Annotated in this window: 29 protein-coding genes; 12 read left to right on the top strand and 17 right to left on the bottom strand. The window is 46.5% G+C overall.

All coding sequences use genetic code 11. The features are described 5' to 3' along the window. Positions 1-67: 67 nt before the first annotated feature. Positions 68-1090 (top strand): o-succinylbenzoate synthase, encoded by a 1023-nt coding sequence (locus tag AB3R30_RS01685; RefSeq protein WP_458647402.1) that lies wholly within the window; start codon positions 68-70, stop codon positions 1088-1090. A 77-nt stretch (positions 1091-1167) separates the two neighbouring features. Here AB3R30_RS01685 and AB3R30_RS01680 read toward each other — a convergent pair whose 3' ends face one another. Together AB3R30_RS01680 and AB3R30_RS01675 are read right to left on the bottom strand one after the other, a co-directional pair. Then, positions 1168-1941: an HAD family hydrolase gene (locus AB3R30_RS01680; protein WP_458647401.1), complete on the bottom strand. Its 774-nt coding sequence runs from the start codon at positions 1939-1941 to the stop codon at positions 1168-1170. Between the two features lie 244 nt (positions 1942-2185). Next, a complete protein-coding gene (locus tag AB3R30_RS01675; RefSeq protein WP_458647400.1) occupies positions 2186-2359 on the bottom strand; it encodes a hypothetical protein in 174 nt (57 codons plus the stop codon). Positions 2360-2651: 292 nt separating this feature from the next. On the opposite strand from AB3R30_RS01675, the gene AB3R30_RS01670 reads away from it, so the two are divergent. From AB3R30_RS01670 to AB3R30_RS01660, 3 genes are all read left to right on the top strand, one after another. Beyond that, positions 2652-3149, top strand: coding sequence for a hypothetical protein (locus AB3R30_RS01670; protein ID WP_458647399.1), 498 nt, complete (start codon positions 2652-2654; stop codon positions 3147-3149). A gap of 55 nt (positions 3150-3204) precedes the next feature. Then, positions 3205-3594, top strand: a complete 390-nt coding sequence (locus AB3R30_RS01665) for a hypothetical protein (protein WP_458647398.1) — start codon at positions 3205-3207, stop codon at positions 3592-3594. A gap of 179 nt (positions 3595-3773) precedes the next feature. Continuing rightward, positions 3774-4361 carry a hypothetical protein gene (locus AB3R30_RS01660; RefSeq protein ID WP_458647397.1) on the top strand — a complete coding sequence of 196 codons (588 nt, stop codon included), beginning with the start codon at positions 3774-3776 and terminating at the stop codon, positions 4359-4361. A gap of 94 nt (positions 4362-4455) precedes the next feature. On the opposite strand, the gene AB3R30_RS01655 is transcribed toward AB3R30_RS01660, so the two are convergent. From AB3R30_RS01655 to AB3R30_RS01645, 3 genes are all read right to left on the bottom strand, one after another. After that, positions 4456-4866: a hypothetical protein gene (locus AB3R30_RS01655; RefSeq protein ID WP_458647396.1), complete on the bottom strand. Its 411-nt coding sequence runs from the start codon at positions 4864-4866 to the stop codon at positions 4456-4458. Positions 4867-5009: 143 nt separating this feature from the next. Then, positions 5010-6386, bottom strand: coding sequence for a tetratricopeptide repeat protein (locus AB3R30_RS01650; protein ID WP_458647395.1), 1377 nt, complete (start codon positions 6384-6386; stop codon positions 5010-5012). 94 nt (positions 6387-6480) lie between these two features. Next, complete coding sequence (locus AB3R30_RS01645; RefSeq protein WP_458647394.1) at positions 6481-6621, bottom strand: hypothetical protein; 141 nt, start codon at positions 6619-6621, stop codon at positions 6481-6483. Between the two features lie 50 nt (positions 6622-6671). Between AB3R30_RS01645 and AB3R30_RS01640 the strand changes: the two genes are divergently transcribed. The 5 genes from AB3R30_RS01640 to AB3R30_RS01620 all read left to right on the top strand — a co-directional run bounded on the left by AB3R30_RS01640 (position 6672) and on the right by AB3R30_RS01620 (position 9670). After that, positions 6672-6965: a hypothetical protein gene (locus AB3R30_RS01640; protein WP_458647393.1), complete on the top strand. Its 294-nt coding sequence runs from the start codon at positions 6672-6674 to the stop codon at positions 6963-6965. Between the two features lie 128 nt (positions 6966-7093). Further along, positions 7094-7744 carry a 3'-5' exonuclease gene (locus AB3R30_RS01635; RefSeq protein WP_458647392.1) on the top strand — a complete coding sequence of 217 codons (651 nt, stop codon included), beginning with the start codon at positions 7094-7096 and terminating at the stop codon, positions 7742-7744. Between the two features lie 170 nt (positions 7745-7914). Continuing rightward, positions 7915-8712: a TIGR04255 family protein gene (locus AB3R30_RS01630; protein ID WP_458647595.1), complete on the top strand. Its 798-nt coding sequence runs from the start codon at positions 7915-7917 to the stop codon at positions 8710-8712. Next, positions 8693-9190, top strand: a complete 498-nt coding sequence (locus tag AB3R30_RS01625; protein ID WP_458647391.1) for a hypothetical protein — start codon at positions 8693-8695, stop codon at positions 9188-9190. The genes AB3R30_RS01630 and AB3R30_RS01625 overlap by 20 nt, the downstream gene beginning before the upstream one ends. A gap of 18 nt (positions 9191-9208) precedes the next feature. Further along, on the top strand, positions 9209-9670 hold the full coding sequence (locus AB3R30_RS01620) for a DUF7689 domain-containing protein (RefSeq protein WP_458647390.1): 462 nt from the start codon (positions 9209-9211) through the stop codon (positions 9668-9670). Between the two features lie 41 nt (positions 9671-9711). On the opposite strand, the gene AB3R30_RS01615 is transcribed toward AB3R30_RS01620, so the two are convergent. From AB3R30_RS01615 to AB3R30_RS01585, 7 genes are all read right to left on the bottom strand, one after another. Beyond that, positions 9712-10683, bottom strand: coding sequence for a hypothetical protein (locus tag AB3R30_RS01615; RefSeq protein WP_458647389.1), 972 nt, complete (start codon positions 10681-10683; stop codon positions 9712-9714). 5 nt (positions 10684-10688) lie between these two features. Then, entirely contained in the window at positions 10689-12044 is a 1356-nt protein-coding gene (locus AB3R30_RS01610) for a restriction endonuclease subunit S (protein WP_458647388.1), read from the bottom strand. A 3-nt stretch (positions 12045-12047) separates the two neighbouring features. Then, positions 12048-14129 carry an N-6 DNA methylase gene (locus AB3R30_RS01605; protein ID WP_458647387.1) on the bottom strand — a complete coding sequence of 694 codons (2082 nt, stop codon included), beginning with the start codon at positions 14127-14129 and terminating at the stop codon, positions 12048-12050. 105 nt (positions 14130-14234) lie between these two features. Then, positions 14235-15602, bottom strand: a complete 1368-nt coding sequence (locus AB3R30_RS01600) for a transposase family protein (protein ID WP_458647386.1) — start codon at positions 15600-15602, stop codon at positions 14235-14237. Positions 15603-15750: 148 nt separating this feature from the next. After that, positions 15751-16407, bottom strand: coding sequence for a hypothetical protein (locus tag AB3R30_RS01595; RefSeq protein ID WP_458647385.1), 657 nt, complete (start codon positions 16405-16407; stop codon positions 15751-15753). Then, complete coding sequence (locus AB3R30_RS01590; RefSeq protein WP_458647384.1) at positions 16358-16999, bottom strand: hypothetical protein; 642 nt, start codon at positions 16997-16999, stop codon at positions 16358-16360. Before AB3R30_RS01590 ends, AB3R30_RS01595 begins: the two co-directional genes overlap by 50 nt. Then, positions 16992-17195, bottom strand: a complete 204-nt coding sequence (locus AB3R30_RS01585) for a hypothetical protein (protein WP_458647383.1) — start codon at positions 17193-17195, stop codon at positions 16992-16994. Before AB3R30_RS01585 ends, AB3R30_RS01590 begins: the two co-directional genes overlap by 8 nt. A gap of 123 nt (positions 17196-17318) precedes the next feature. On the opposite strand from AB3R30_RS01585, the gene AB3R30_RS01580 reads away from it, so the two are divergent. Continuing rightward, the gene (locus AB3R30_RS01580; protein WP_458647382.1) at positions 17319-17801 is read left to right on the top strand and encodes a hypothetical protein; all 483 of its coding nucleotides are present in this window, start codon (positions 17319-17321) and stop codon (positions 17799-17801) included. A 9-nt stretch (positions 17802-17810) separates the two neighbouring features. After that, entirely contained in the window at positions 17811-18128 is a 318-nt protein-coding gene (locus AB3R30_RS01575) for a hypothetical protein (RefSeq protein ID WP_458647381.1), read from the top strand. 217 nt (positions 18129-18345) lie between these two features. Here AB3R30_RS01575 and AB3R30_RS01570 read toward each other — a convergent pair whose 3' ends face one another. From AB3R30_RS01570 to AB3R30_RS01550, 5 genes are read right to left on the bottom strand one after another with little or no spacing between them, the layout of a single operon-like run. After that, positions 18346-19065: an L-histidine N(alpha)-methyltransferase gene (locus tag AB3R30_RS01570; RefSeq protein WP_458647380.1), complete on the bottom strand. Its 720-nt coding sequence runs from the start codon at positions 19063-19065 to the stop codon at positions 18346-18348. Next, complete coding sequence (locus AB3R30_RS01565) at positions 19002-19460, bottom strand: hypothetical protein (protein WP_458647379.1); 459 nt, start codon at positions 19458-19460, stop codon at positions 19002-19004. Before AB3R30_RS01565 ends, AB3R30_RS01570 begins: the two co-directional genes overlap by 64 nt. After that, positions 19457-20968, bottom strand: coding sequence for a ParB N-terminal domain-containing protein (locus AB3R30_RS01560; RefSeq protein ID WP_458647378.1), 1512 nt, complete (start codon positions 20966-20968; stop codon positions 19457-19459). The genes AB3R30_RS01565 and AB3R30_RS01560 overlap by 4 nt, the downstream gene beginning before the upstream one ends. Continuing rightward, positions 20965-21585, bottom strand: a complete 621-nt coding sequence (locus AB3R30_RS01555; protein WP_458647377.1) for a ParB N-terminal domain-containing protein — start codon at positions 21583-21585, stop codon at positions 20965-20967. The genes AB3R30_RS01560 and AB3R30_RS01555 overlap by 4 nt, the downstream gene beginning before the upstream one ends. Position 21586: 1 nt before the next feature. After that, positions 21587-22708, bottom strand: a complete 1122-nt coding sequence (locus AB3R30_RS01550; RefSeq protein ID WP_458647376.1) for a hypothetical protein — start codon at positions 22706-22708, stop codon at positions 21587-21589. Between the two features lie 340 nt (positions 22709-23048). On the opposite strand from AB3R30_RS01550, the gene AB3R30_RS01545 reads away from it, so the two are divergent. Then, a partial coding sequence (locus AB3R30_RS01545) for an IS110 family transposase (RefSeq protein WP_458647375.1) occupies positions 23049-23305 on the top strand: 257 nt, incomplete at its 3' end.

Below are 23305 nucleotides of genomic sequence, written 5' to 3'. Positions count from 1 at the left end.
AAAACAAGATCTTTGTGCAGGTACAAAATCTTAAAGTGTGCCTCCGGCATAAATTCCCAAACGCTTGATGCTCTATCAGTTTCAATTCCAGTCCTATCAGCGGCCTTTCAAACACCCCTTGCAAACCAACCACGGGACTTGGAAGGTGCGAGAGGGGATTTTACTACAACTGATTGATTCAACTGGGCAGGTTGGCAGCGGCGAAATTGCTCCCCTGCCTTGGTTTGGCTCTGAAACCCTAGAGCAAGCTTTAGATTTTTGCCGTCAACTGCCTGCTGTTATTAGGGAGCCTATTATTTTTGACATCCCACCCACTTTGCCAGCCTGTAAATTTGGCTTTGAAATGGCGTGGGAAGAAGTGGCGAGTGGTGAGTGGCGAGTGGCGAGTGGTAAGGATCAGGTTTTAGGTGCAAAGTCTCAGGTATCAGGTTACAAAGAACAATCCTTAAATTCCGTACTCCACCCTCCGTACTCCATCCTCCGTACTCCATCCTTCGGACTCCTGCAAAGCGCGTTGCTACCTGCGGGAGAGGATGCATTATTAACCTGGAAGAAACGGTGGGAGGAAGGCTATCGAACGTTTAAGTGGAAGATTGGAGTACAAGCTCTGGACGTAGAACTGGCACTGTTAGCACGACTGGCTTATGAGTTACCAAAAACGGCTCGACTGCGGCTAGATGCGAATGGCGGATTGAGTCTGGAGGCTACGATCGCGTGGTTGACGGTGTGCGATCGCCTCCCCATGATCGAATATTTAGAGCAACCGCTTTCTCCTAGCCAATTGACTCAGATGATGGAATTAAGCAAACAGCATTCCACCCCTCTAGCACTTGATGAATCGGTAGCAACCCTAGCTCACCTGCAAGATTGCCATACTCAAGGCTGGCGTGGAATTTTTGTGATTAAACCCGCGATCGCTGGTTCACCCCATCGTCTACGACAATTCTTTCAAACTCACTCGATTGATGCAGTTTTTTCCTCCGTTTTTGAAACTGAGATTGGACGGCAGGCAGGCTTACGGTTAGCAGCAGAACTAGGAAATCGCGATCGCGCCATGGGCTATGGCACAGAGCACTGGTTTGAGGAGTAGGGAAGAGGGGAGAGGAAAGAGGGAAGAGGCATAAAACACAGATCGTGTAGGGTGCTGTTGAGCCGCGAAACGCACCATCACAGCCACCCAGCAAAATCTCCAGCAAATTGATCCAGCGAAATCAACTGAATGCGAGAATCATTCGCTGCTTGTTCGCGATCGCGGCTCGTATTGTAGCCCCAATCTGCCAGAAACAAGCGCACAGTATCAAGTTGAGGCTTTCTAGCAATCCCTTGTAACGTTTTAAGACGGTCTTCAACGAACCAAAAAGTGGCATCCTTACCAAACACTTGCATCAACTCAAACAAAATTTCACTTTTAGGGCGTTTTACCTCTTTGCCAAACAGTTGCAGATCGGTCAAATCGATGCCTTGTTGCTCTAATAGCTGCTGAATAAAGCGTCCTTCCTTCGTGCTAATGATGGCAACCTGAGTATCCGTTTGCAGGGTTGCTTTCAGGCGATCGCAGACACCCGGATAAAACCGATGCTCCGCTAGCCAACTGTTCACATCGGACACAATCCATTGATCCCGAATGCCATCCACTTCTGCGATTAGTGCTGCGGGATCTAAGTGTTCCGTGACAATGAGTTGCTGAGCGATCGCAACCCAATCTTGCAGCACAGCCGCTTCCGATACCCCTTCTAGCACTGCATGAATCACCAATGGCATTTCCCAACCCGTTTCAACCACCGGGCGCAACCGATAAAAGGACTCAGCCAACCCATCTGGCGGCACCAAACTGGTAGGCTGCCAAAGGTTGCAATAGGCTTGCCAGGATGTTTTGAAGTATTCCTTCAACCCGTCGCACAATACCCCATCAAAATCAAGCGCTAGAACGGTTAGAGTCATTGTCCACTACTCATCTCAGGAACCCTGCCGCCTCAAGATACCGTAATAGTCCTCTGATGGAGGAGTGTATTTAGACTTATCTGTACAGTACAAAAATGGACACATCCCGACTCGAATGGGAGACCCCCACGATGTCAACGTGGAGTATAAACGGCTCAATTGCTTTCCGCATGGGCTGTCCGGCAATTCTCAATAAGACCGTCTACCAATTCTCTACCAATCTACGATATTCGACGGTAGAAGGCTACTTTTGATTTTGCAGAGTTTTAACCGAAACTCCTAATTCTCCTGCCAATGCAACCACTCCGTCTATCTGAGCCGTCACATCTTGAATAGACTGGTTAACCTTTTCCAATTGCCGAGCGCGATCGCACATTGCCTTAATCTCTGCCAATTCTTCCAGCTTCAGCGTCCGCACAAACTCTGATCTTCCTTCATTCCAGCGTCGTAAGCGATGATAAGTCCTTCCTCGTGCTTTTGCCGAATCTATCTAGTGACTTGATAGCACCTCTCCCTCATTCTTGATCCTCAACCTGCTTCCCTCTAGTCGTTCCAGTTCGATCGTCAGGTGCTTGTAGTTCATAAATGTTGTGTCGGTTCGAGGGGATAACCCTATTTTGCCGACACAACATTGACTCCATAATATTTTGTGCATTTATGCTCTGAGTAGGGAATTCTGTGAATGTATTCCTCAATCTGGAAAGCTTTTAATGATCACCCAAAATTTGCTTGTACTGGCAACGATGACATCAGCCCTTTTGGTCGCCCAGCCGGTTTTTGCCCAAAGTACCGCTCTGCCTATGACGATTTCTACGAGTGAGGGAATGTTTAGCCTCACTGTTCCCAACACCAACACGACCTCATCTGCCTATGGCGGTAAACTGCGGGTGTATGACGTGCATATCGCCAAAATGGTTGAGGTGACCCATTTTATGTGTAGCTCAGGGCGACTTTCACCTGGCACCGTTTGGACTTATGCCGCTGGCAATGGGTCGATTAATATGGGCAATTTTCAAATTAGCTGCCGATTAGCAAGTGATCTCGCGATCGCCTATGGATTGGGCAAACCAGAACAAACGGCAATGAATGTCTCTTTTGAAGAAGCTGGTCAAGCAACTCGTCTGATAAATGTGCCAATTTTGGCAATTACAGGCGGTAAGGTAGACCGCTGGATTGGATTCACCCGCAATTTCCGTCCAGCGCGATAGAAGAGATCGTCATGTGAGTGAAGTAATCAGTTTATTTGGAGACAGGAAATAGTAAATGGCAAAATATCTCTGTATGGGTTCACCCCTGCCAGAAGCAAATGTATCTGAAGAGGAGATGCAGTCACTTGAGCAGCAGACTAATTCCAACCCTGAAATAAGCGATGCTTTAAGGTTTATTGAGACTTGTCAAGGAAATTTAAGTGCGACGCTTGAGAAAGTTGCTCAAGATACAGGTATAGCCTTGAGTTCACTCATTGCAGAAGTGGACAAGACTTGCCGTTCTATTCTTTGTGATAAGGATATTAGCGATAGCATTCCACAACTTGCAAGTGAAGTCACAAGGATACTCTTAACAGGCACATGCATTGCAAAACCTTATGTAGGTGTTGTTGCACTCTGTGTGGCGATCCTTATTAAAAAGGGAATCAGATCTTATGCAGACTAGGAATAATTATTGTCTTTCTGCTATGAGGCAATTTATCCACATTGCCCTTATTCCTCAAAAGCTGACGATGAAATGTTTTGGCGAAAACTTTAAGCATTTTGTTTTGATAGAGCGCGCCCTGCCTTGACGAATAGCTGCCCGTAGATACTTGATGACAAATTAGGAGAGCATTAAAGTCAATGAAATCAATTCGATTTGCGATCGCCGCTTTGATTTTAAGCAGTATCGCCTTACCCGCATGGGCATCTGAGCGTTATCCCACTGAGCAAGAATTGAGCCAGCTTTCTCGCCAATTCAAGCAAAAACTTCCTACGTTAAAAAAAGACCGCATGTACCAAGACAGACGCACACCGACTGAACAGCAACAGGTTAAATCCTTTGTGGATGCCTGGTCAAAGCTCGATTCCCAAACGGCTCCATTCCTGGGAATGTGGACAGCGATTGAGGAATCGATGAGCATCTACCCTTCCAAAGCAAAAGGGCAAGTATGCATTATTGAGACATTCTTGGCAGATCGAGGACTGGGCGTAAGCTTCACCACTGCCACAGTCACCAATAATGGACTTCGTGCAGGTGACAAAAAAGTGTTGATCAAAGAAGGAAACTTCTTGGCGAATGCTTTTGTGTATGAGGGAAAACCCGGCATTTATGAGTATGCTCACCCACGCCCCTTAAGCAATCCAGAAGCAACAGACTACTTGCGGAATGAACCTAAAGTGGTCGAGCAGTTTAACCAAGCGGGTTGTATCAGCAGCTTACCTAAATAACCCAACCTCTAATGGATGAGGGTGATTCTGACAATCAGGCTCAATGGCGAAGTGATTCTGGTTTTCGTACAGTCTTGAGAAGCGGCTTCGTTTCCTATTCTTTTTCATAAAGATATAGCCCCAACCCAAACTTAGCCGCCGCCCGACGAAACGCCATCGATTCTGCATTGGAAGACGGGTCGCCATAGGCAAGCTCTCGCCGCTCCGTCATCGGTCTACCTTGCTCATCCTTCAACTGCTTTCGATTCGGCTTTTGACCGACCCATACTTCTTTCTCCTCTTTCAATAACTCTGTCCCCGTTGCCTCACGGATAAAGGCGCCCTCTGCGGCATGAATCGTTAGCCGATAGGTAACAAACAAGCGATCGCCCGTGGTGTGCATCTGCGTCACCATTCCTTCCCAACCGGGAGCATAGTAGTCCAGCAGCTTTGCCACCGTGTACCAGGCAATGTAGGTCAAATCTGCTCCGCCCTGCTGCCTTGTTTCTAAGAAGCGATCGGGCACAAGTTTGGCAATGTTAGCCAGGATATCAGCGATCGTCTGTTTGAAGGTTTGAACAGTCGTTTTGCGATCGTTGGTTCAGAATTGAGGACTCATACAGCTGATTGAAAAATGCACTTGATTGGCAAGGTATTTAATCCTAAATGCTAAAACAATCCGAACCACTTTTTCTTTCCTTGTGTCTCTTGTTCTTGTTCTTGCAATTCTTGATCTTGTTCCTGTTTTTGTTGATCTTCCTTCTGTCGCTGTTGTCCCTGATCTTGTCTATCTTCTAACTCTTGAATTCTAGATTGTACAAAGCAATCTTCTGGCATCAAGCCACTCAACTTTTTGTATAATCCTAAAGCTCGCTCATTATTTTCATTCTGTGAAAAATAAATGTTGCCTGCACAAGTTAAAGCAGCCTTATTCTCTGGGTCTATACTAAGGACTTGTTCATAGGCATCTAAGGCGTTCATATAGTCTTCAGATTTTCGATGGGTATGTCCTTTTTCTAAAAAGCCTCTTGTATCAGCTGGATTGAGTTCACAAAATCGAGTAAATGCAGCATTTGATTTATCCCAATACTTCAGTATGCGTGAGGCTATTCCTAAATGAAAGTAAGCATCACTCAACTGATCATTTAACTCTACGGCTTTCTTTAATTGTAAATAAGCAGATCTATATTTTTTTATTTGAAAATATGATAGCCCAATCCCGTAATAAACTTGGCTCATCTTTGGATTAATCTCAATTGATCTTTTATAAGAAAGCATGGATTCTTGATAAGACTTATTCAATCTTAAAATGTCTCCCTTTAGACACCAGGCTTCAGCATTTTCAGAGTTCATCTCAATTGCTTTATTGATGTAATCAACCGCTTCCTCATATCTTGATTTCTTGATGAGTTCAGCGCTTTTACCAATCAAAATTTCAGGTGTTTCTGTATAAGCATTAAGTAAAATATCACGATGGATAATCGCCGAATAATTATTAGATTTAATTGTGATTGCTTTATCATAGTTATCTATTGCTTCTTCATATTTTCCAATTTGCTCAAGAACTCTTGCTTTGCAGAACCAAAGCTCAGAAATTTTAGAATTTAGTTGAATTGCTTTTTCTAAGCTGTTTAAAGCAGATTCAAAATCTTGAAGCAGAATTTGAGCGGCTGATTTATAGTAATATGCTTGATAAGTTTCTCTTCTGTTCAATGTCTGTTCAAAAGATCGAATGGATAGTTCTAAATCACCTAATAATAAAAAACACAAACTTCTCATGAACCAAGACTCATAATTCTTTGGCTCTTTTTGTACAACTTCTTCAAAAAGACGCATTGCTTTTTCATAGTACTCCATATCAAATAGTGCTTTTCCTTCATTGATTTTCTTAATGTTTTCAATCCAAGTTTTGAGGTCTTGTACTATTACCTCAACTAAGATATCAAGCAACCTATCAATTAGTTTTTGGGACAGATTGCCAGCAAGTTGTGAAGAGAAAGATCCAATAAAGCTTGGATCGAGGGATTGAAGAAATAGCTGTGTCATATGTATCGCCTATCCTGCGTTACAGAACAATTTTGCATCGTGCTACTATCGCTAGAATTCCCTGAAGTTGAGGATCTCGAACAAAATAGAGATGCTACTCATGCAATAAATTTGGATCTGGGGGCGATACAATCGCCCATGCCGTTGCAGGATCAGGGAAAACGACGACTCTAATCCAGGCATCCCAACGGCTGAAAACTTCCAGGGCGTTGTTTGCCGCGTTCAATACCCACATTGCTAAAACCTTGAGCGATCGCCCAACTGGTTCACTTCACCCAATGCACCTTGACCAATCCTGGCAGTGCGATCGCTGTCCATTCAATGGCTGCCCATTTTGGGCTAGAGGTTCCCTATCCCGCTTTGCTGATTCCAGCTATCGCAACCATTCTGGAGCAAGGGCAAGACCTGGCGCGGCAAGGCAAAATCATTGACTACTCGGATATGCTTTACTTGCCCTATGCTTGGGATTTGCAGCCACAGACGTTTGAATGGGTGTTTGTGGATGAAGCGCAGGATCTCTCAGCAGCGCAATTACACCTCATCCTTAAAGCACGGGCAAAGGGTGGGCGGAGTTATTAGTCGGCGATCCGCTGCAAGCAATTTACGGGTTTGCGGGGGCAGATTGTGAGGCATTCGACCAGATCAAGGAGACGTTACAAGCCCAAGAACTACCGCTTTCCATCTGCTATCGCTGTCCGGTGAAAGTGTTGGAACTAGCGAAAAAGATTGTGCCTCACATGGAAGCGGCTCCCAATGCAGCCGATGGCAGAGTGGAGACGATCAAAGAATCAAAGTTGCCAGAGGTCGTAAAGGAAGGGGATTTGATTCTGTGTCGGCTGACGGCTCCGCTGGTGAACCTATGCATTGAACTGATTGCTCAACGGATTCCAGCACGAGTACGAGGTCGAGATATTGGGCGAATGCTGACGGCGATCGCGCGGGATGTGTCACAGATGCGCGAATTCACGTTCCACAGGTTTAGCGATTTTTTGGAAGAGTATCGCTCGAAGCGAGTGGCGAAGTTACAGCAACGGACAAATTCAGAGGCGCAGGTTGAGAGCTTTTGCGATCGGGTAGATGGGGTAAGGGCTTGCTATGAGGCGTTTGAGTGCAAAACTTTGGCAGCCTTTTGCTTGGAGATTGAGGGGCTATTCAGCGACGATCGCCCGTCGGTCATCCTATCTACGGTGCATCGGGCGAAGGGTTTGGAGGAGGAGCGGGTGTTTATCCTATACCCAGATAAGTTGCCGCTGGTGTGGGAGAATCAGCAGTCCTGGGAACTGAAGCAGGAAATGAACCTAAAATATGTGGCGCTGACCAGAGCAAAAGCTGAACTAATCTTTGTAATAGGGGAATAAGTTTTTTTGACCCGGAAAACCTAATCAAGCCTCACAGTAATGTCTAACGCCATTTCCACCCACTTGGACCATTACAGTTGTTGGACAGTCGCGTCACTAAGCAATACCTTAGAAGTTAGATCGATCAATTTTAACAATGCAAAACCTCGCGTCTAAATTGTACCAATGTGATGCAACTGCCTGAGACAGAGAGAGTAATTTATCAGCGTAACCCGCTTGTAGAGGTTGTGGGTCAGCTACAGTTTCCGCAAATTCTCAAAATCGTTAATCAAGATCCTGTGGAGTTTCAGGATGCGATTCGAGTCGATTATCCGATTTTGGAAGTTGCCACAGATGTTTTGTGGGTGGAGGGAGATGGTGAACAATTGCCCGACACTCGGAAGCTTAATACGGTCTATCATTTTAGATCTGAAGATCTACGCTGGCAAGTTTCACTTAGTGGTCACTTCATCGCCTTAACAACAAAGGACTACAAACGTTATGAAGTCTTCAAACATCGCTTCCAGAAAATTGTTGCGGCGTTTGAAGCAATCTATAAGCCGTCTTTCTACTCCAGAATTGGGCTGCGATACCAGGATTTAGTGATTCGCTCTAGCTTAGGGTTAAAAGATGAGGACTGGACAAGCCTGATTCCAGTTCATATTGCTCCAGAGTTGCACTCGCCTGAAACGGCTGGTGCGGTGATTGCATCTACAAAGACGCTGATGATGAAGATTGAGACAGGGCTAGTTGCGTTTCGGCATGGATTAGTTGAAGCTAGAGATCCAGAGCAGAACCTGATTGAACCTGCTTATTTGTTAGATTCAGATTTCTTTAGTGAAGAGCGAACTGCGGTTGGAAGCTATGTCTGGGAACGTTTTGATCGGTACAACAAGTCGGCTAGAAATCTCTTCAGGTGGAGCATTACGGAAAAACTTCATTTGGCAATGGGACCCCAATCTGTCACGAGTGGGACTGCCAGTAATTAGTGCAAGTACGGGCATGGCGACGGCGATCGCCCAAAGAGGCGTATATGTTGTCATTCAGCGCCAGTTTGACAAACAAACAAATCTGCTTGCTTCTAGACGTGAGAGCAGACAGGTACGATATGGGGAGAGATCGCTTCAACTCAATATTTTGCCAAATGAACCTTTGAGAGTTGCTGAATCGGTCAGTCAGGTTGAGCGTCAATTTAACCAACTCGCAACCCAGTGGAAAGTGGAGACGGGAATGCTTTCTGTGTTGTCTCAAAAAGTTTTACACCCAGCGTATCAGCGCATCATTGGGATGGGTGAGAAAGCTGTTCCTTTGCTGTTGAACGAATTAGAGCGAGAACCAAATCATTGGTTCTGGGCATTAAGAGCAATTACGGGGGCGAATCCGGTGCAGCCCGAAAATCGGGGACGCGTCAAGCGGATGGCTCAGGATTGGTTGGAATGGGGACGCGATCGCGGATATTGCCAGTAAGAATATTTGAGATTTAGTATGCAGAGTGACCTTGAGGAGTGGTTGCCCAATCTGGCAGGAACAGAATACGCAATCACTAGCCCACGCACCAACGACTACAACTGCTTTGCTTGGGCAGCAGAGGAAGATGAACGGTGGTGGTCGCCGGACTCAGCAGAAGATTATTACTGGCCTGAGAATGCACCACGAGAGCTAACGCTCGAAGCATTTATTCAAACCTATGGCATGTTGGGGTATGTGCCTTGCGATTCGGCTGAAGTTGAACCTGAATTTCAGAAGATCGCGATTTACGTAAATGCTGGAGAACCAAGCCATGCAGCTCGGCAATTACCGAACGGTAATTGGACAAGCAAGCTGGGTGGTTGGGAAGATATTGAGCATCAGATCGAGGGAATAGAAAACGGTATAGGGGATGTAAATTATGGTTTCGTCCAACAAATTATGAAGCGCCCAATTCCCCGCTCATCTACCGTTCAATAACTTAACTATCAATAAGTTTTTCACAGTTCATCAGAGCTAGTCTATTGAAGGCAGCTATCAATCACATCTTTCAATATATCTACCTGTCGCTGTCTTTGGCTCAATTCACTGGAACGTTCGTGACTTTTTCTTGTCATGTTATTGATAGCATCTATCCTAATTTGATGCTCTACTATTTTGTTTTGAAAATGCTGTCTAATAGTAGAAACAAAAGTCACAGCATCTTCATATAGAAAGCAGAGTTCATAACCAAAGCTTTCAGGATGGACCTTGAGAAAGTTCCTTTCACGAAGAATTTGCCTATACTCATCATATGCAGCAGTTGCGCGGTAAGCATGATTTTTCAGCTTCATTATTATGAGTTGAGCTTGGACAACTGGACTTAGCTCGAGCTTCTCGGCGAATGTGGAACCAAACAACTCGGAGATTAAATAGTAGAGATCTAAGAATGCCATCAAGCATTGTTGCTCGTTTACTGTTAGACCCGACTGCTCATGGCTATGAAAAAACTTATTCCGATTGGCACGACGATCATTAATTCGACTCAGGGCATCGTGTAGGTCTTGATGGGTAGGTAAGGGCTTCCTACCCTCAATTTCATTAGCAACTTGGTGGAAAGACTTATAGCGCCCAGGTTCTATTTCAGACTTCCAGTTATGCAGGAGGTCTTCTAAGTGTCCATAATTTATCAGAATGCTGTCCAAGCTAGCTTTCTTTGTAGCATTCCCACTTATTCCTATAGCTTTTTCAAGGTCAGGCTGGGATCTACTTTCTAAAAAAAACTCTTGTAGACTCTTCTTGTGTCCACTAGTTGTTATCACGCTAGCAGCTTCTAAGTCAGATTGACAATTTTTTTGGCGTAATTCTGTATCTATTTGAAGCCAGCTTTTCATTGCTAATTCACACAAATCATCAACCTGGATGAAAGCGGAACGGACGTTACGAGATGGGTTGATTAGATAAATTTCATTAGCACTCTGAAGAAGATCTATCAAATCATCAAGTCGAGACATCTGATTCAACCCTCTCTCAATATCATTTCTTCTACTTGTTGCTTGGACTCTTGTAAAAGGCTTTTAGCTTCCTCCAAAGCATTGTTAGCTTGCCTAATTTTGATTTCGACTTGTTCTTGTAAGCTTTGCGAGACTGTTGGTATGATCAATTTTCCTAAACAGTAGTAGGGCAAAGCGTCACGGGTTGAACCATAGGATTCCCGCTCAGTCTGTAAGAGTCCAGCTTTTGAGTTCAGAAACGTTGATAGGTAATAAGGATTAATTTGCTTGTTGGTGAGGCGCAATCTTACACTGTGCTGATTCATATTGCCGATTGAAATAGTTTCGGGTACTACAGCAGCAGTTCCTATTCTTCCAGTGATTGTTATCAAAACATCGTCTGGTTGCAACTGTGATCGCTTCAAAAGACCATGATGTACTGCATCAGATATACAAACAACTTCATCCAGATCAATTCGGTTCTTAACCACATTTTGAATTCTCAAAAATGGTATTCCTGTCTCTAAATACTCAGCACCTTTTGGAGTTGCACCATTGGAGAAAGTTGCTATATGAGCCAACCTCTCATGAGGTTTATCTTTCAAATAATTGATCAGATTTGTATATTGTGTTCCCCAATATTCAGCATCGGTGCGTTTTGCTTCTATGGTTTGGCTGAAGTTAGCGGTGTAGGTAGTTTGGGGTGAAAGGTCGATTGCATCTAACCCCAACTCATGCAACAACAACTCCTCAGCCTCAGCATAGAGAGCTTCTGATTCTCGACGTTTGTCGTAGGCTTGACGGGCTAGATTACCAATTTTGTTGAAGCGATCGCCGATCGGCACTAACAGTTTTTTGATTTTGTCAATGAAAAGATTCAACTGAACATTACCAGTCGCTTCTCTCAACGTCTGAAAACGTCCAAACTCACTATTAAGAAAAGTCGCAACATAATAGGGATCAACATCAGCCTGATTACTAATCCGAATGATTCCCAAATGCCTATCCATGTTGGCTGGAAGAATATCTTCATTAACTACTGCTGCATTCCCGATCGTACCAACAGTCGTTAATAAAACATCTCCCATCTGTGCTTGTGTTCGCGGATTCTTTTGATTTTGCTTTTTACTAATCTGCCCTGCATCGGTCAAAGCAAAATAGTTATCCTTCACGCATTTCGCAGATAGGTATCGCACCCCGTCTTCTTCTACCCACTCTGGAGATCCATGAATTCCGTCAGTCACGAAAGCGAAATCATCAATACAGGCAGGATCAGCAGCCTTTAGCTTTTCCTCTAGTTCCAAATAGTAGGGCTGATAATACTCAGGATCAGTCCTTAGTCCGGGGAGTTCACTAAAGTTGATTATGCTCCAAACTGCCAATGCTTAATCCTCCTGAAAAAATGAGAACTGTTGAGCTTTGGCGAACTCAATAAATGCCTCAGCGATCGTCGGGCGATGGGGAATATGCAGCAGCAAGTATTCTGATTGTTTGCGGTGGAGATCGCACTTCTCGCGATTGTTCTTGTCCCGCTCCAGCAATCGGCTTAACTGTTGTGCCAGCGTTTGCCGCACATCATACAAATCCTGATCCACAATCTGATGCCCGAACAAATCTAAAAGTGGCTGCCCGTCCTCACCCCGCAAATACACATACTCACCCGAATTATCCTTACCGGGATATTGATTCGTCGCAAAGAAAATCGGGTAATCCTCTACCTGTGGACACAACACCCCCACTGCCTCATTGTCATTCCACTTCTGCAAAAACAACACACTCGTTTTCGTACCTGTGTGCGGCTTAAACGTATTCACATGCAGCCCCACCACCGCCAAAATCCGACACTGTTCCGCAATAAACCGTCGAATTCGCTCATCACTAATGTTATTAAACCTGCCTTGGGGAAGCACGATCGCCATTCTCCCTCCCGGCTTCAAAAACTCCAAATTACGCTCAATAAACAGAATGTCTCTGCCCATTGTGCTTTGCCACTTGCTATCATCCCGCTTCGCCAATTTATACTGATACAAAATTCTCGTATCCTTGATGTCTCCTGCAAACGGCGGATTCGTCAGCAGTAAATCAAAATTGAAAAAGCGGTAATCCTTGCGATTTTGTTCATCGCGCTGATCGTTCTCAAACGGGTAGAGGCGATCGCGCAGTCCCAACCGCGCCTCCTCATCCCAACCGCGTGGATCAAGCGTATTTACCCGATATACATGGGTCTTGCCATCTCCCGCAATCAGGTTAATTGCTTTCGCAATCTTCACACTTCTCGCATCAAAATCTAACCCATACACTTTCTCACTCGCATAGCTCAACTGCCACGCCTCCGGCTTTTGCGCCGTTAATTCTCCACCCCACACATGAAAGATGCTGTGCATTGTGAACCCACAGCTACCTGCCGCCGTGTCAATCACAAACTCTGCCCATTGCGGATTCATCATTTTCACCGCCATATCGATCACGGGTCGAACCGTAAAATACTGCCCCTTCGAGCCTTTCGCAACCTGCGTCACGAGATATTCAAACGCTTCATCAATCACTTGCAGATTGGAATTAAACAGCTTCACATCCTGCAAAAATGAGACACAAACTGCTAAGTGAGTCGGGGTCAAATCAATCTTTTCCCCTGGCAAAAATACCCCTTGCCATTTCTTAATTGCTTCCTTTAGCAGCCCATTGATTTTGTCGTACAGATCTCGATAGGTTTCTCCCGATGCCCGGAACTGCACTAACCGCTTCCGTTTGGGGTCATTCTCTGCCGCCCATTCGTCATACAGCTTAGCGTAAATCAGCTTAAACACTTCTTCAAACGCGTCCACCCCTGCATTTGCCAGCACCAGATCTTCCAGATCTAGAATTACATCCCGCAGACTTAAGCGTTCCGTTACCAACTTGTTTCGCGCTGCTAATTCATCCAGCGTTACCTGCTCATTAATTACCTCCGCTAGGGTCTGGGTGGCATTAGGTAAGTGATCGATCTTCCGATAAATGTTCGGATCTTCCCGGTGGAGAATCACCACTTCGCCGCCATTCGTCCACACAGCGATCGGTGCACCCTCCGCATTGCAGTACGACTTCAGTTGCTCCAGTCCATCTCTCCGCTTCGGTTTTTTCACCTCGACAATGATATAAGCCGTATCAGGATGATTCTTCTCGCTCACAAAAATATCGGCGCGTTTCTCCGCTACACTGGAGCCAAAGTAAACCCCTCGCTCCACAAAAATGCGATCGCGGGGATAGCCGTAGGTATTCAGCAATCGATACAGCACCAGTTGCCGCACAATTTCCTCTGGCTTGGCGGGGCGCTCCTTCCCATCTGCAAAATCTTTGAGGTACGGCTTACCCTTCTTATCAAAAAGTTGGATCGCTGCAATTTCCTCCGGCTCAAACGCATCTAGAGCATAGTCAGTCGATCTCAGGATTTCTGCGATTGTATAAGTTAGGCTGGCTATTGCTTCCATCAAACTTGGCTGTGATAGGGCTAAACTTAGCTATTCTATAGCAAGACTTTGCTTGTGATCAGGACTTGGAAGGTTACGATGAGAGAAAAAGAAGGACAAGTCATTTTAATCCGGTATAATCACCTCCAGCACTTGCTCACAGGTTTGTCCTTGAGCAAACAGTGCTTGCACCAGATGCAGCAGTTGGTGATAGACCTCACGGGTTAGACTGTAAAGCCGTTGTCCCACAGTTTGCTTTTCATTTGCAAACGCAAATCTCTCTAATTTTTTGCCCTGACAAGCCGCTTGCCCAAGCAACGACTGCGCTACGCAACTTAAGCGGAAGTGGCGTTTGACCGCTTCCTCAGTGCGTACCTGAGCCGACTCAAAGCCTGCTACTTGCTTGCAAAACTCATGAAAGATCTCGCAAGCCCAACGGTAACTCCAGGTTTGGATCACCCGCGCACTTTCCCAATGCAGTGCATCGGTGAGGAGAAATCGGGGGGTATCACTCAAATCCGCCTGTTCATGCACAATGACTAATCGTTTGCGTCCATAGCGTTTGAGGCGAACAGTCTTGGTAAATGCCCAGCACTCCTTCACGGCTCCATTGCGGCAGCGCACTTGCAGATGCCGAAAGCTTTCTGGATGCTCAACGCGTAATTGAGTCGCTACGGTGTCAACTCGACCCCATTGCCCGTTCCAGAGAATCAAGCGGGAACACTCAATCTCGCTCACCCAATGCTTACCGGAGGCTTCAATCAACTGCGTCAAGCCCAGGGTTAACACCCCGTTGTCAAACGCATAATCGGCTTTTGGAAACTGCCCTTCTGCCTCAATTTGCCGCACGATGTCTACCACCATCTCGGTGCGCTTGCGATATGCCAGTTGATTTTTCTGATGATGTAACAACTCCACCAGGCGTTGCATGACCTGTTCCATCTCCTCGTAACTGGGTTGAGCAGTCATCTTCAGGTATCCTCGCTCTGCCTCACTAAAGTCCGGTATCTGCACCTCGACTGCAATCCCATCCGTCTGCTGGGGATTGGCAATCACTGCTGTGACTACGGTTTGAAAGCGGCTCATGCAGTGGTTGACATAATCATAGGAGCGTTTTACCCCATAGATGTCGAAGCCGTCTTCATGGTGCGATAGCGTCCAGTCCAAACTGATGATTTCTCGCCCACACTCCTGGTGTTGCTTGCCCACGATGACTCGATGCTGTTGCATCAATCCTTCACTATCCCAGCCAGCTTCAAACACTGCTGTGTGCATGGCTCGTCGGCTGCTTGCTTTTCCTTCAAAATAAACTTGTTGGGCGTGTATCCCTTGTAAGGTCTTGTTCTCACTTAGCAGCAGTCCGCTGATATAGCGGCTAACGTGTTCAAATCCCTCTTCTCGACAAAATACTTCTCGGTAAGCACTCATGCCTTTGGCGTTCGCGCAGCGTCTCCTTCGGAGAATCGTATTTGGAACTCCAACAAAGGGAATCATCTATCTCTCCGGTTTGAGGTAGGAGGTCGTTTCTATTTTCCTCTACTTGTAACTTGCCAAGTCCTGTGTGATTAGCAATCGGCGATTTTCACATCGCCAGAAGTGAAAATTAAGGCAATGTTTAACCATGAATAATTACCAAGCAATGCTAACCACTCAATTGGCATTCCACCTTCAAACTGTAGAGAGGTGGAATATTTCGAGCCGCAATGGTTTTGATTTGTCCGCATATCCGGTTTCGGTAACTGCTCAGTTCCATGTAGGTATCGATAAAGTGCCGAAAACCAGGACATCGGGCATAGAGCAAATGAGTCAGGCTGTAGTTATAAACGATTTCAACCATCGTCGCTTTTTCTTGCCATTGACGAAGCTGACGTAGCTCCTCCCGAATCTGAGGAAACTGTTTCAGCACATAAGCATCTCCATCAAGCTTGTGTATTGCTTCCAGCATGAATACAAGTAACGGTTCTGCCTGTTTCGGGTCGTGTGAGGTTAAATGTTGGGGATTAATGCTGAACTGCTTGCAGCGACCGGAGTGATTACGAAAGCTGTGCAAATGCGTATTGCTAATGCGGATAAAATTGCCTTGTTTAGTACATTGCCCAGTTTTAAGTTGATTGCCTTGCCAGCAATCCTCATCCAGCACCAACCATTCCCGCTCATCCTGAATCTCTGTCCAGTAGGGTTCCCATACCTCTGATCGCCATATCTGAAAGTCTTGAGAGAGTGATGAATTTGGTTGCTTTGCAGACTCCTCATCCAGAATCCGATCCGCCAGTCTCTTCAAAGTTCCCCAATTTGCCATCTCGCACCTCCCGCAAGGACTCTTGCATCCACTCAATTCCCATTTTGATCACGGCTGCTTGCTCAGGAGATGCCATACCTGCCTGCATCAACGTCTGCATGGCATCAAACAGCTTATTCTCGTGGAGATTAGCAGAATCTTTCACAAACTCATTTGCCAGGTTCAGGTAAGCGATCGCGTCTCGCTGTGACCATCGTGCAGGTTCAATAATGGATGTCCCCTCACCTTCCTGTACCGTCTTTCGGGTAAGTGGAAAACTCATCATTCGCTCAGCTCGTTCCTTCATTCGTTGAGCCAGTTCCCACTGTTGCCCGCGCCATTGCTTACGCCGTTCCTGCCAGATCACTTCTTCCTGCTGCCACTGCCATGTATCCCAAAAAGCAGCCCTATCGCGCCACTGCCACTTTTCAAAGGCATCTTTCCAAGAACCGGGCACTGTTTTAGAAGGCTTTTTTGGGCTTTTTGCGGCTTTTTCCTCAGCATGAACGCAACCCAGCAGCGATCGCCCACTACCCATGAGTAGGTAGCGGTGAAATCTGCCATACCAGCGATCGGGTTCTTCCGGCTGCTGCTCCCAAATTGGCTCATTCATGGATCAACCCTTCCGCTATCAATGCTGCATGAATCACTGTCCTTAACCACTCAGAGCGATTGGGCAGCGTTCTCACTGCCTCATCATCTATCTTCTCCAGATAAACACTAATCGGCTTTTCTGCCAAAGAATCAGGTTTTGGCTTAAATTGAGTAGCTTTACCGCCCCGTTTCTTTCGTTCTGTTGGCTGCATCATTCAAACATAACACTTTCCCTTATATATAACGGATAAAACGCTGAACAGATTAAGCATAAATACGGTTATTACCGACATATATAACGGTTAGAATAGAAGTATGAAAACACAGGAGAGAAAACGATGAACACCAACCAAGTTAAAATCGGAACTACCTATCAAACCAAAGTTTCAGACAAGCCCGTGGAAGTGTTGATTCTCCGCAAACATCGTGCTGGTGGATGGGAAGCAAAGAACTTAAGCAACAACAAAATTATCCGCATTAAGACGGCTGCTCGGTTGAATCTGATTGCCCAACCGATTGAAGTCGTAGAACCTGTTGTAGTTGAGCAGAAAGCTGTTGCCCAAAGCGATCGCAAATCTAAAACAGTTTATGTGGCTCCTAGCACTGCGATCGCTGGCTACAAACCGGGGGATGAAATCTTGCAACTGGTGAACCTGCTCCGTCAGGGTGTCACTAAAGCTCAAATCCGCACTACATTGGGCTGGAAAGATTGGAATCCCCGCAAGACTGCCGTATTGAAATTGGGCTATGGAATTCGTTCTGATGCTGAAGGACGATTCTGGTTAGTAGAGACTGTAGAAGCGATTGCAAATGCTGCTTAAAGAATAGCCATGTCAAACTCAAGTGTGATCTATCCAGACTATATACGGATTGTGGAACGTAAACCCGGTGGCTGGCTGATTAAGCAGGGTACACTTTTCTACAAACGGTTGCCCTTTGCGATCGACTGGCAAGACTTTGAACTGCTCTATGGTGTTTCAAAGCAACAGATGAGCGTTGAGCTATTTCGGATCAATGGAGGTAAGGCTGGCTACTATCTGGCAGACTTACGCCATAAAAGGTACTACTACTGCGGGTTAGAGTTTGAGGACGTGAAAACATTGCTGCACCAGCTTGGTTTTGGTGGGAGCGATCCGAACGAGGGGTAGATTGCCATGCCTTGTTATTCTGAGTCCTTTTTCTTGCCAAAACTGAGCAAAATCGACTTGTTGCCCTCCAGTTTGACTTTATGGTTCTTGAGTTGCGCTTCACAGTTAGCCCGCCGGGCTTCAGCTTCATCGGGCGATACAAACACTAATCCCTCATTCTTAAAATAAACATCAACTGCCTTAAAAGACGTGGTATCTAATCGCCCTCATCCATCTTCTAATCTCCCTTCACTGCAATCCATCCAGCAAAGTTCATCCAGCGCCAAAAGCAATCAATTTGATTGAAACCAGCACTTTGCAATAACTCCTCGTTCCACCTCGCGGTGACTGGCACTAGCACTCCTTCTAAACTCAATCGTTTCCGTTCAATTTCGTCGGTGCTGTAACCATTTTGACCTTTCAAGGCATAGTAGCGATCGCGAAGGCAGCTATCAATGTCGGCAGTGGCACCAATCACTTTTTCTACTAAAATCAAGCATCCACCGGGGCAGATAGATTGGTAGGCACTACGGACGATTCGATGACGGTACTCAATCGGCGTAAATTGCAGGGTCAGGATTGCCAGAGTCACTGATACGTTTTTCACCGCTGGGTAACCCTGACGCAAATCAAACCGCTCGATCTTCACGCTGTCAGCAGACTGAAACCGTTGCCGTGCAGCATCCAGCATCGGTTGGCTTACATCAATACCGAGAAAGCGGCATCGCCCATTCAGGACAGACAGCAACCGGGCGATGTTCTCTCCCCTAGAACAACCCAGATCCACGATCGTGCTGTCGCCGATTGTATGCTGAACCGCTAAATCCGTCACAGCCTCCCGCATCACCTGATACTGCGGGATGGAGCGCCACAGCATATCCTCAAATACTTGGGTCACGCTGTCGTCAAATTGCCACTTGTCACCGGGGAAATGTCCAACTGAGGTAGGGCTGTCCATTCAATTCCGTCCTCTACGAAAATACTAGGGATGTTGTACTTGGCATACATGGTGCGAGTTCTGGGATTGCTCTCAATCGCGAGATAAGGGGCATCTTGCCCATAACTTAGAAAGATGGTTTCTAATAACATTTTCTCCTTTGCCTGGGGTGGACGCAGGTTGTGGGCATTGAAATAAGCGTCTTGGGGTTGCCATCCAGTTTTATCCAAAATGCTTTGCAAGGTTTGGTTCCGATGATGCTGAGGGCGAGCGGTGATCAGGATCGTGGTATAAGGTTTGACCAGTTCAATCAGCCATTCCCGGTACTCTTCCCCTTCAATCTGTTTGGTGAAGGGACTTTTCTTGGTCAACGAGTTACTTACTAGGGTGTAGTTTAAGTCAAGCAGGATGATCATAGGGCAACTCCTAATCGGGTACTGAAGGCTTCTAGTGCAGTGTTAACCATGTCCATACGAGAACCATCCGGGTAAGGAAGATTGAATTCAAACGCGATCGCGTCTCTGAGCGCAACCGGATCAACCGGGCAAGGATTGCGGCAAATCGCCTGCACATTTTCAACGGCGATGTTTGCCCTCACTTCCTGCCATCGGGTTAGAAACAACTCCCGAAACTCTGGAATGGTGTGATATTTCTGCACTTTGGGCAGTTTGGAAATGCCGCCCAATCCGATCCCTGGCTCGTAGTCCAGCATGAACGTGATTTGGGACGAGTCGGATTTATTGAGCGGTGCGGCTCCATTCAGGTTGCGCCATCCGGTTTGCTGGGTGCTGCTGGCAACGGCAAACAAACGAGTCTTGCTATCAGCTAAAGCAGCGGTCAAGGTGACAATATGACGGCGATCGCCCTCAAATGGCACGGAGTTCAACACGCTGCTGATAAAGATGCTGCTGAATCGTTTGCCACTGCGAACCACTTGCAGAAACGATTTCACAATCTCTAGACTGGCAACTTTATCGATCTCTTCGCCTTTCGTGATGTGGAACGGCTCAAAGGGGGTGCAGTCAATTCCAGCCTGTTGAAGAATCTGTGTTTCGGTCAGGTGTCCGGCTCCAAAATCCAGTACAGTCGAGCCATGTACCGCTTTCCATCGCTTCAGGTGGTCTGGATTGCTCAAATCAAGTGTATAGCTAGGTTGGGCACCAATCACCGCAAACACAAAGCCTCTGCCTAACTCATTGCGGGTACGGCGAGATCGGCAGAAGGAGTTATAGCGCAGTAAATCGGAGTAGCGATTATGGATGTCAAAATCCATGGAGAGCAGGTTCAGCATGGCATCGGCTAGGGCTGCTTGAGCATGAGAGACTCTGACCGCTTTAACCGTGGGTGCGTTACTTTCTGCCAACATTTGCAGTCGTCCAATGCCGTTGATGACTTTTCCATCAGGATCAATCACCAATGGCATAACAACGCCTTTACCTTTCAAGGTTTTGCTGATGTTGCGGGCATACTGCACCCATCGTCCCGTGTTGACAGACAGTAAGGGCTGGATGTCCAGTTCCTCAGCATTGAGGCAGGGATAGAATTCAGGGCTGTGAATGTCTAAATCTGGCAGTGCTTCTGCCAACTCGTGAACCTTAGAACGCTCTAATGCTTCGGTTAAAGTTTTGGGCAAATCATCTGGGGACAAGTCATTCGTTGCCCGATTAAAAATGACATTGCAAGCTTTTCGTTCTGCCAAGTCGAGTGGTTTGGTGAAATCGACCGGAACCTTTTCTACGCCCATTCGAGTTGCAACATGATGGCGCTGATGTCCGCTCAGAATCTCACCATTGGCATCAACATACAGAGGCAGCAGAAAACCCAGTTTCCGCAGGGAGAGTTCAATTAAATCAAGGCGTTGTGGGTCGGCAATCCTGGGGTTGTAGCTAGATGGGTTGATGGCGCTGATGGGTAGAAGTTTCATAGCTCTAACCTCCGCTGAATTTCGGCAATGATGTTGTCTTGATCAAAGCCAACGGTTTGGCGTAACTGCTCTTGCCAGCGGAGATACTGTTCTCGTTTTAGAGAGAATCGATACTCGCCGATGGTGCAGCTAGCATTTTGGGGTTTGATGTCAGCGGTGCGATCGCTTGAATCCTGAAAGTCATCAAACGGATCAGGTTCTTCCTTTAATAGGGATGCCAACAAGGTACTTTCTTCCTGCGTCCATAGCCCGTCTAGTTCACAAGCCTCTATGTCGGCTAACACTTGCTCGGCATCCCAGTCGAGATCTAATTCGGCAATGCGGTTGTCTGCTAGGGCAAGAGAGCGGGCTATGGAGTCGGTGTCTAAGTCCAAATCTTCGCGGATGACCACGACCAGGCGATCGCCTTTCGTAGTGACAGGGACAATCTCTAACCCCAGTGCTAATGCCTGCTCTAAGGTTTTGTTGCCACCAATCACTTTGCCGTTGCGATCGCATACGATTGACCGTCCGGCTCCTAATGTTGTTAGGGAGTTAGCTAAGAGTGATTTACCGCGATCTGTGCCCTTGTTGGCATTGCGATCGTCTGGTTTGAGGTCGTGAATTGAGCGAATCATGTTAAACAACCTCTAAGTCAGAAATTGCAATCAATTCAGGATATTTATCGTGCTGCCAGTGAACCTGCACATGACTGCTGCTTTCAATAGCAGTCACTGTTCCTCTCCAGCCTTCGTGGAACCGCTTTTTTACGCGATCGCCCACTTTCAATTCGGAAGACAAACTGTCTAGTTTAAAGTCCGTCTCGTCCGTCTCGTCTGTGTTTCCTACAACTACTGCAAGTACAGAGCTTTGAATTTGTTTATTAGCGGACAGAACGGACGTTGCGGACAAGGAATCTTTGATTTTAGTTAGACGGACAATTCGTTGGGTTTTGCGCGAATTATGCCCTTGTTCGATTTCAATTCCCTCACCTTTTCGCAAATCAGGTGCAAGACGAGCTAACGCCTTACCCAATCGACGTGAGTCGCCTGCCCAAGCTTTATGCTTCAACACCTTTTCGTCTACTAACTTTTCTAACTCTTCTAGTAGGTCGCTGGCAGTCCCTTGCCAACTTTGTCGAGAAGTCATGAGCTTTTGGATTGCCCTTGCCACAGGGGAAGCCTCAATCGCAATCTGGTGTGCGTCCTGCTGGTTACCCTGGTAAGCCTTTAAGAAACTCCCTTTCGGAAAGCCCAATGCTTCTTCTGCTGCGATCGCAAACCGAGTAAAGTCAGCTAATCGAGTTGGGGAATGCATAATTGTCGGTTGAATTTTCAGTGTCCGGCTCAGTGCCGTTAATAGCGCCCCTAGAATTCGGGGTTTTGCCTCTTCCAAAAGCGCCTGGATCTCTGCCTCTGTTCGCCGCTGGTTATCAGGAATTGCTCTCAACCGCACCTGGATTGCTCTAGAGAGGAGATCGCCTCTAGCTGCTGGGGAGTCAATCCCGGTAATAATCTGTGGGCGTAAAAACGTAAAAGCAGTTTCATCTTCATTTTCAAAGAGAGTGCGGGTTGTAAATCCTCCCCCTGTCGAAATCCGGCACAGTGCATCTGATTGTTCCGGGTTTAATCCAGATAAGTTGTCGTATGCCAGCACCCAACGGTTATTAGCCGCGATCGCTAAATTTCGTAAATCTGCTACGTGGGGCAAAAGTGGAGCTTTATTGGGATCAACTAAATTCGTCAGTATTTCAGCCGTCATAGTTTTACCACTGCCCTGCTCACCCACTAAAACTAAGAGAGGATGTGAGTATTTGGGATAAAAGCAAAATAGCAACCAACAAGCTTGTATCTTGAAACTAATCAGGCGAAATGGGTCAAGAACCCTTTTGGCTTGAGAGAGAACGGTAGAAGAGAGGTTGGAAGCAAGCTGAGGCAACAAGCCTGGGACGTAGATTGAACCCCTTCTACCGCCATTGACTGACATCGGGTAGGCTGGACAGCATCTAAGGTCGCTTCTAATTGATGAAGCTGAACCTGCATGAACAAGCTTAGCAGCGGTGCAGTCTATCGATAGCATGATTCTAGACCAGGAGGGTGTGATGAGTGAGGTAATTTTAGGTATTGATGTAGGCAAGCACCAGTTGCATATTGCCCTGTTACGCCCAGAACGCAAGCCTAAACTCAAAGCGATTGCCAATAGTGCCGATGGTCATCAAGCGCTGTTGAGTTGGCTCAAGCAGCAGGGATGCGAGGGTGTCCATGCTTGCTTAGAGTCAACCAGCACCTATGGGGAGGCTGTTGCTGAAGTTCTCTACCAGGCAGGACATCAGGTGAGCATTGTCAATCCAGCCCGGAT

The sequence above is a fragment of the Sivoneniella epilithica UHCC 1019 genome (assembly GCF_040830845.1).
Lineage (GTDB): Bacteria > Cyanobacteriota > Cyanobacteriia > Leptolyngbyales > Leptolyngbyaceae > ULC077BIN1.
This window is presented reverse-complemented; position numbering and strand designations above follow the sequence as displayed.

Bases quoted from the DNA above. Each gene is read 5' to 3' on its own strand.
- AB3R30_RS01685 (WP_458647402.1), top strand. From the start codon at position 68: ATGCTCTATCAGTTTCAATTCCAGTCCTATCAGCGGCCTTTCAAACAC.
- AB3R30_RS01680 (WP_458647401.1), bottom strand. From the start codon at position 1,941: ATGACTCTAACCGTTCTAGCGCTTGATTTTGATGGGGTATTGTGCGAC.
- AB3R30_RS01670 (WP_458647399.1), top strand. From the start codon at position 2,652: ATGATCACCCAAAATTTGCTTGTACTGGCAACGATGACATCAGCCCTT.
- AB3R30_RS01665 (WP_458647398.1), top strand. From the start codon at position 3,205: ATGGCAAAATATCTCTGTATGGGTTCACCCCTGCCAGAAGCAAATGTA.
- AB3R30_RS01660 (WP_458647397.1), top strand. From the start codon at position 3,774: ATGAAATCAATTCGATTTGCGATCGCCGCTTTGATTTTAAGCAGTATC.
- AB3R30_RS01650 (WP_458647395.1), bottom strand. From the start codon at position 6,386: ATGACACAGCTATTTCTTCAATCCCTCGATCCAAGCTTTATTGGATCT.
- AB3R30_RS01645 (WP_458647394.1), bottom strand. From the start codon at position 6,621: ATGTGGGTATTGAACGCGGCAAACAACGCCCTGGAAGTTTTCAGCCGT.
- AB3R30_RS01630 (WP_458647595.1), top strand. From the start codon at position 7,915: ATGCAACTGCCTGAGACAGAGAGAGTAATTTATCAGCGTAACCCGCTT.
- AB3R30_RS01620 (WP_458647390.1), top strand. From the start codon at position 9,209: ATGCAGAGTGACCTTGAGGAGTGGTTGCCCAATCTGGCAGGAACAGAA.
- AB3R30_RS01615 (WP_458647389.1), bottom strand. From the start codon at position 10,683: ATGTCTCGACTTGATGATTTGATAGATCTTCTTCAGAGTGCTAATGAA.
- AB3R30_RS01605 (WP_458647387.1), bottom strand. From the start codon at position 14,129: ATGGAAGCAATAGCCAGCCTAACTTATACAATCGCAGAAATCCTGAGA.
- AB3R30_RS01600 (WP_458647386.1), bottom strand. From the start codon at position 15,602: ATGATTCCCTTTGTTGGAGTTCCAAATACGATTCTCCGAAGGAGACGC.
- AB3R30_RS01595 (WP_458647385.1), bottom strand. From the start codon at position 16,407: ATGGCAAATTGGGGAACTTTGAAGAGACTGGCGGATCGGATTCTGGAT.
- AB3R30_RS01590 (WP_458647384.1), bottom strand. From the start codon at position 16,999: ATGAATGAGCCAATTTGGGAGCAGCAGCCGGAAGAACCCGATCGCTGG.
- AB3R30_RS01585 (WP_458647383.1), bottom strand. From the start codon at position 17,195: ATGATGCAGCCAACAGAACGAAAGAAACGGGGCGGTAAAGCTACTCAA.
- AB3R30_RS01580 (WP_458647382.1), top strand. From the start codon at position 17,319: ATGAACACCAACCAAGTTAAAATCGGAACTACCTATCAAACCAAAGTT.
- AB3R30_RS01575 (WP_458647381.1), top strand. From the start codon at position 17,811: ATGTCAAACTCAAGTGTGATCTATCCAGACTATATACGGATTGTGGAA.
- AB3R30_RS01570 (WP_458647380.1), bottom strand. From the start codon at position 19,065: ATGGACAGCCCTACCTCAGTTGGACATTTCCCCGGTGACAAGTGGCAA.
- AB3R30_RS01565 (WP_458647379.1), bottom strand. From the start codon at position 19,460: ATGATCATCCTGCTTGACTTAAACTACACCCTAGTAAGTAACTCGTTG.
- AB3R30_RS01560 (WP_458647378.1), bottom strand. From the start codon at position 20,968: ATGAAACTTCTACCCATCAGCGCCATCAACCCATCTAGCTACAACCCC.
- AB3R30_RS01555 (WP_458647377.1), bottom strand. From the start codon at position 21,585: ATGATTCGCTCAATTCACGACCTCAAACCAGACGATCGCAATGCCAAC.
- AB3R30_RS01550 (WP_458647376.1), bottom strand. From the start codon at position 22,708: ATGACGGCTGAAATACTGACGAATTTAGTTGATCCCAATAAAGCTCCA.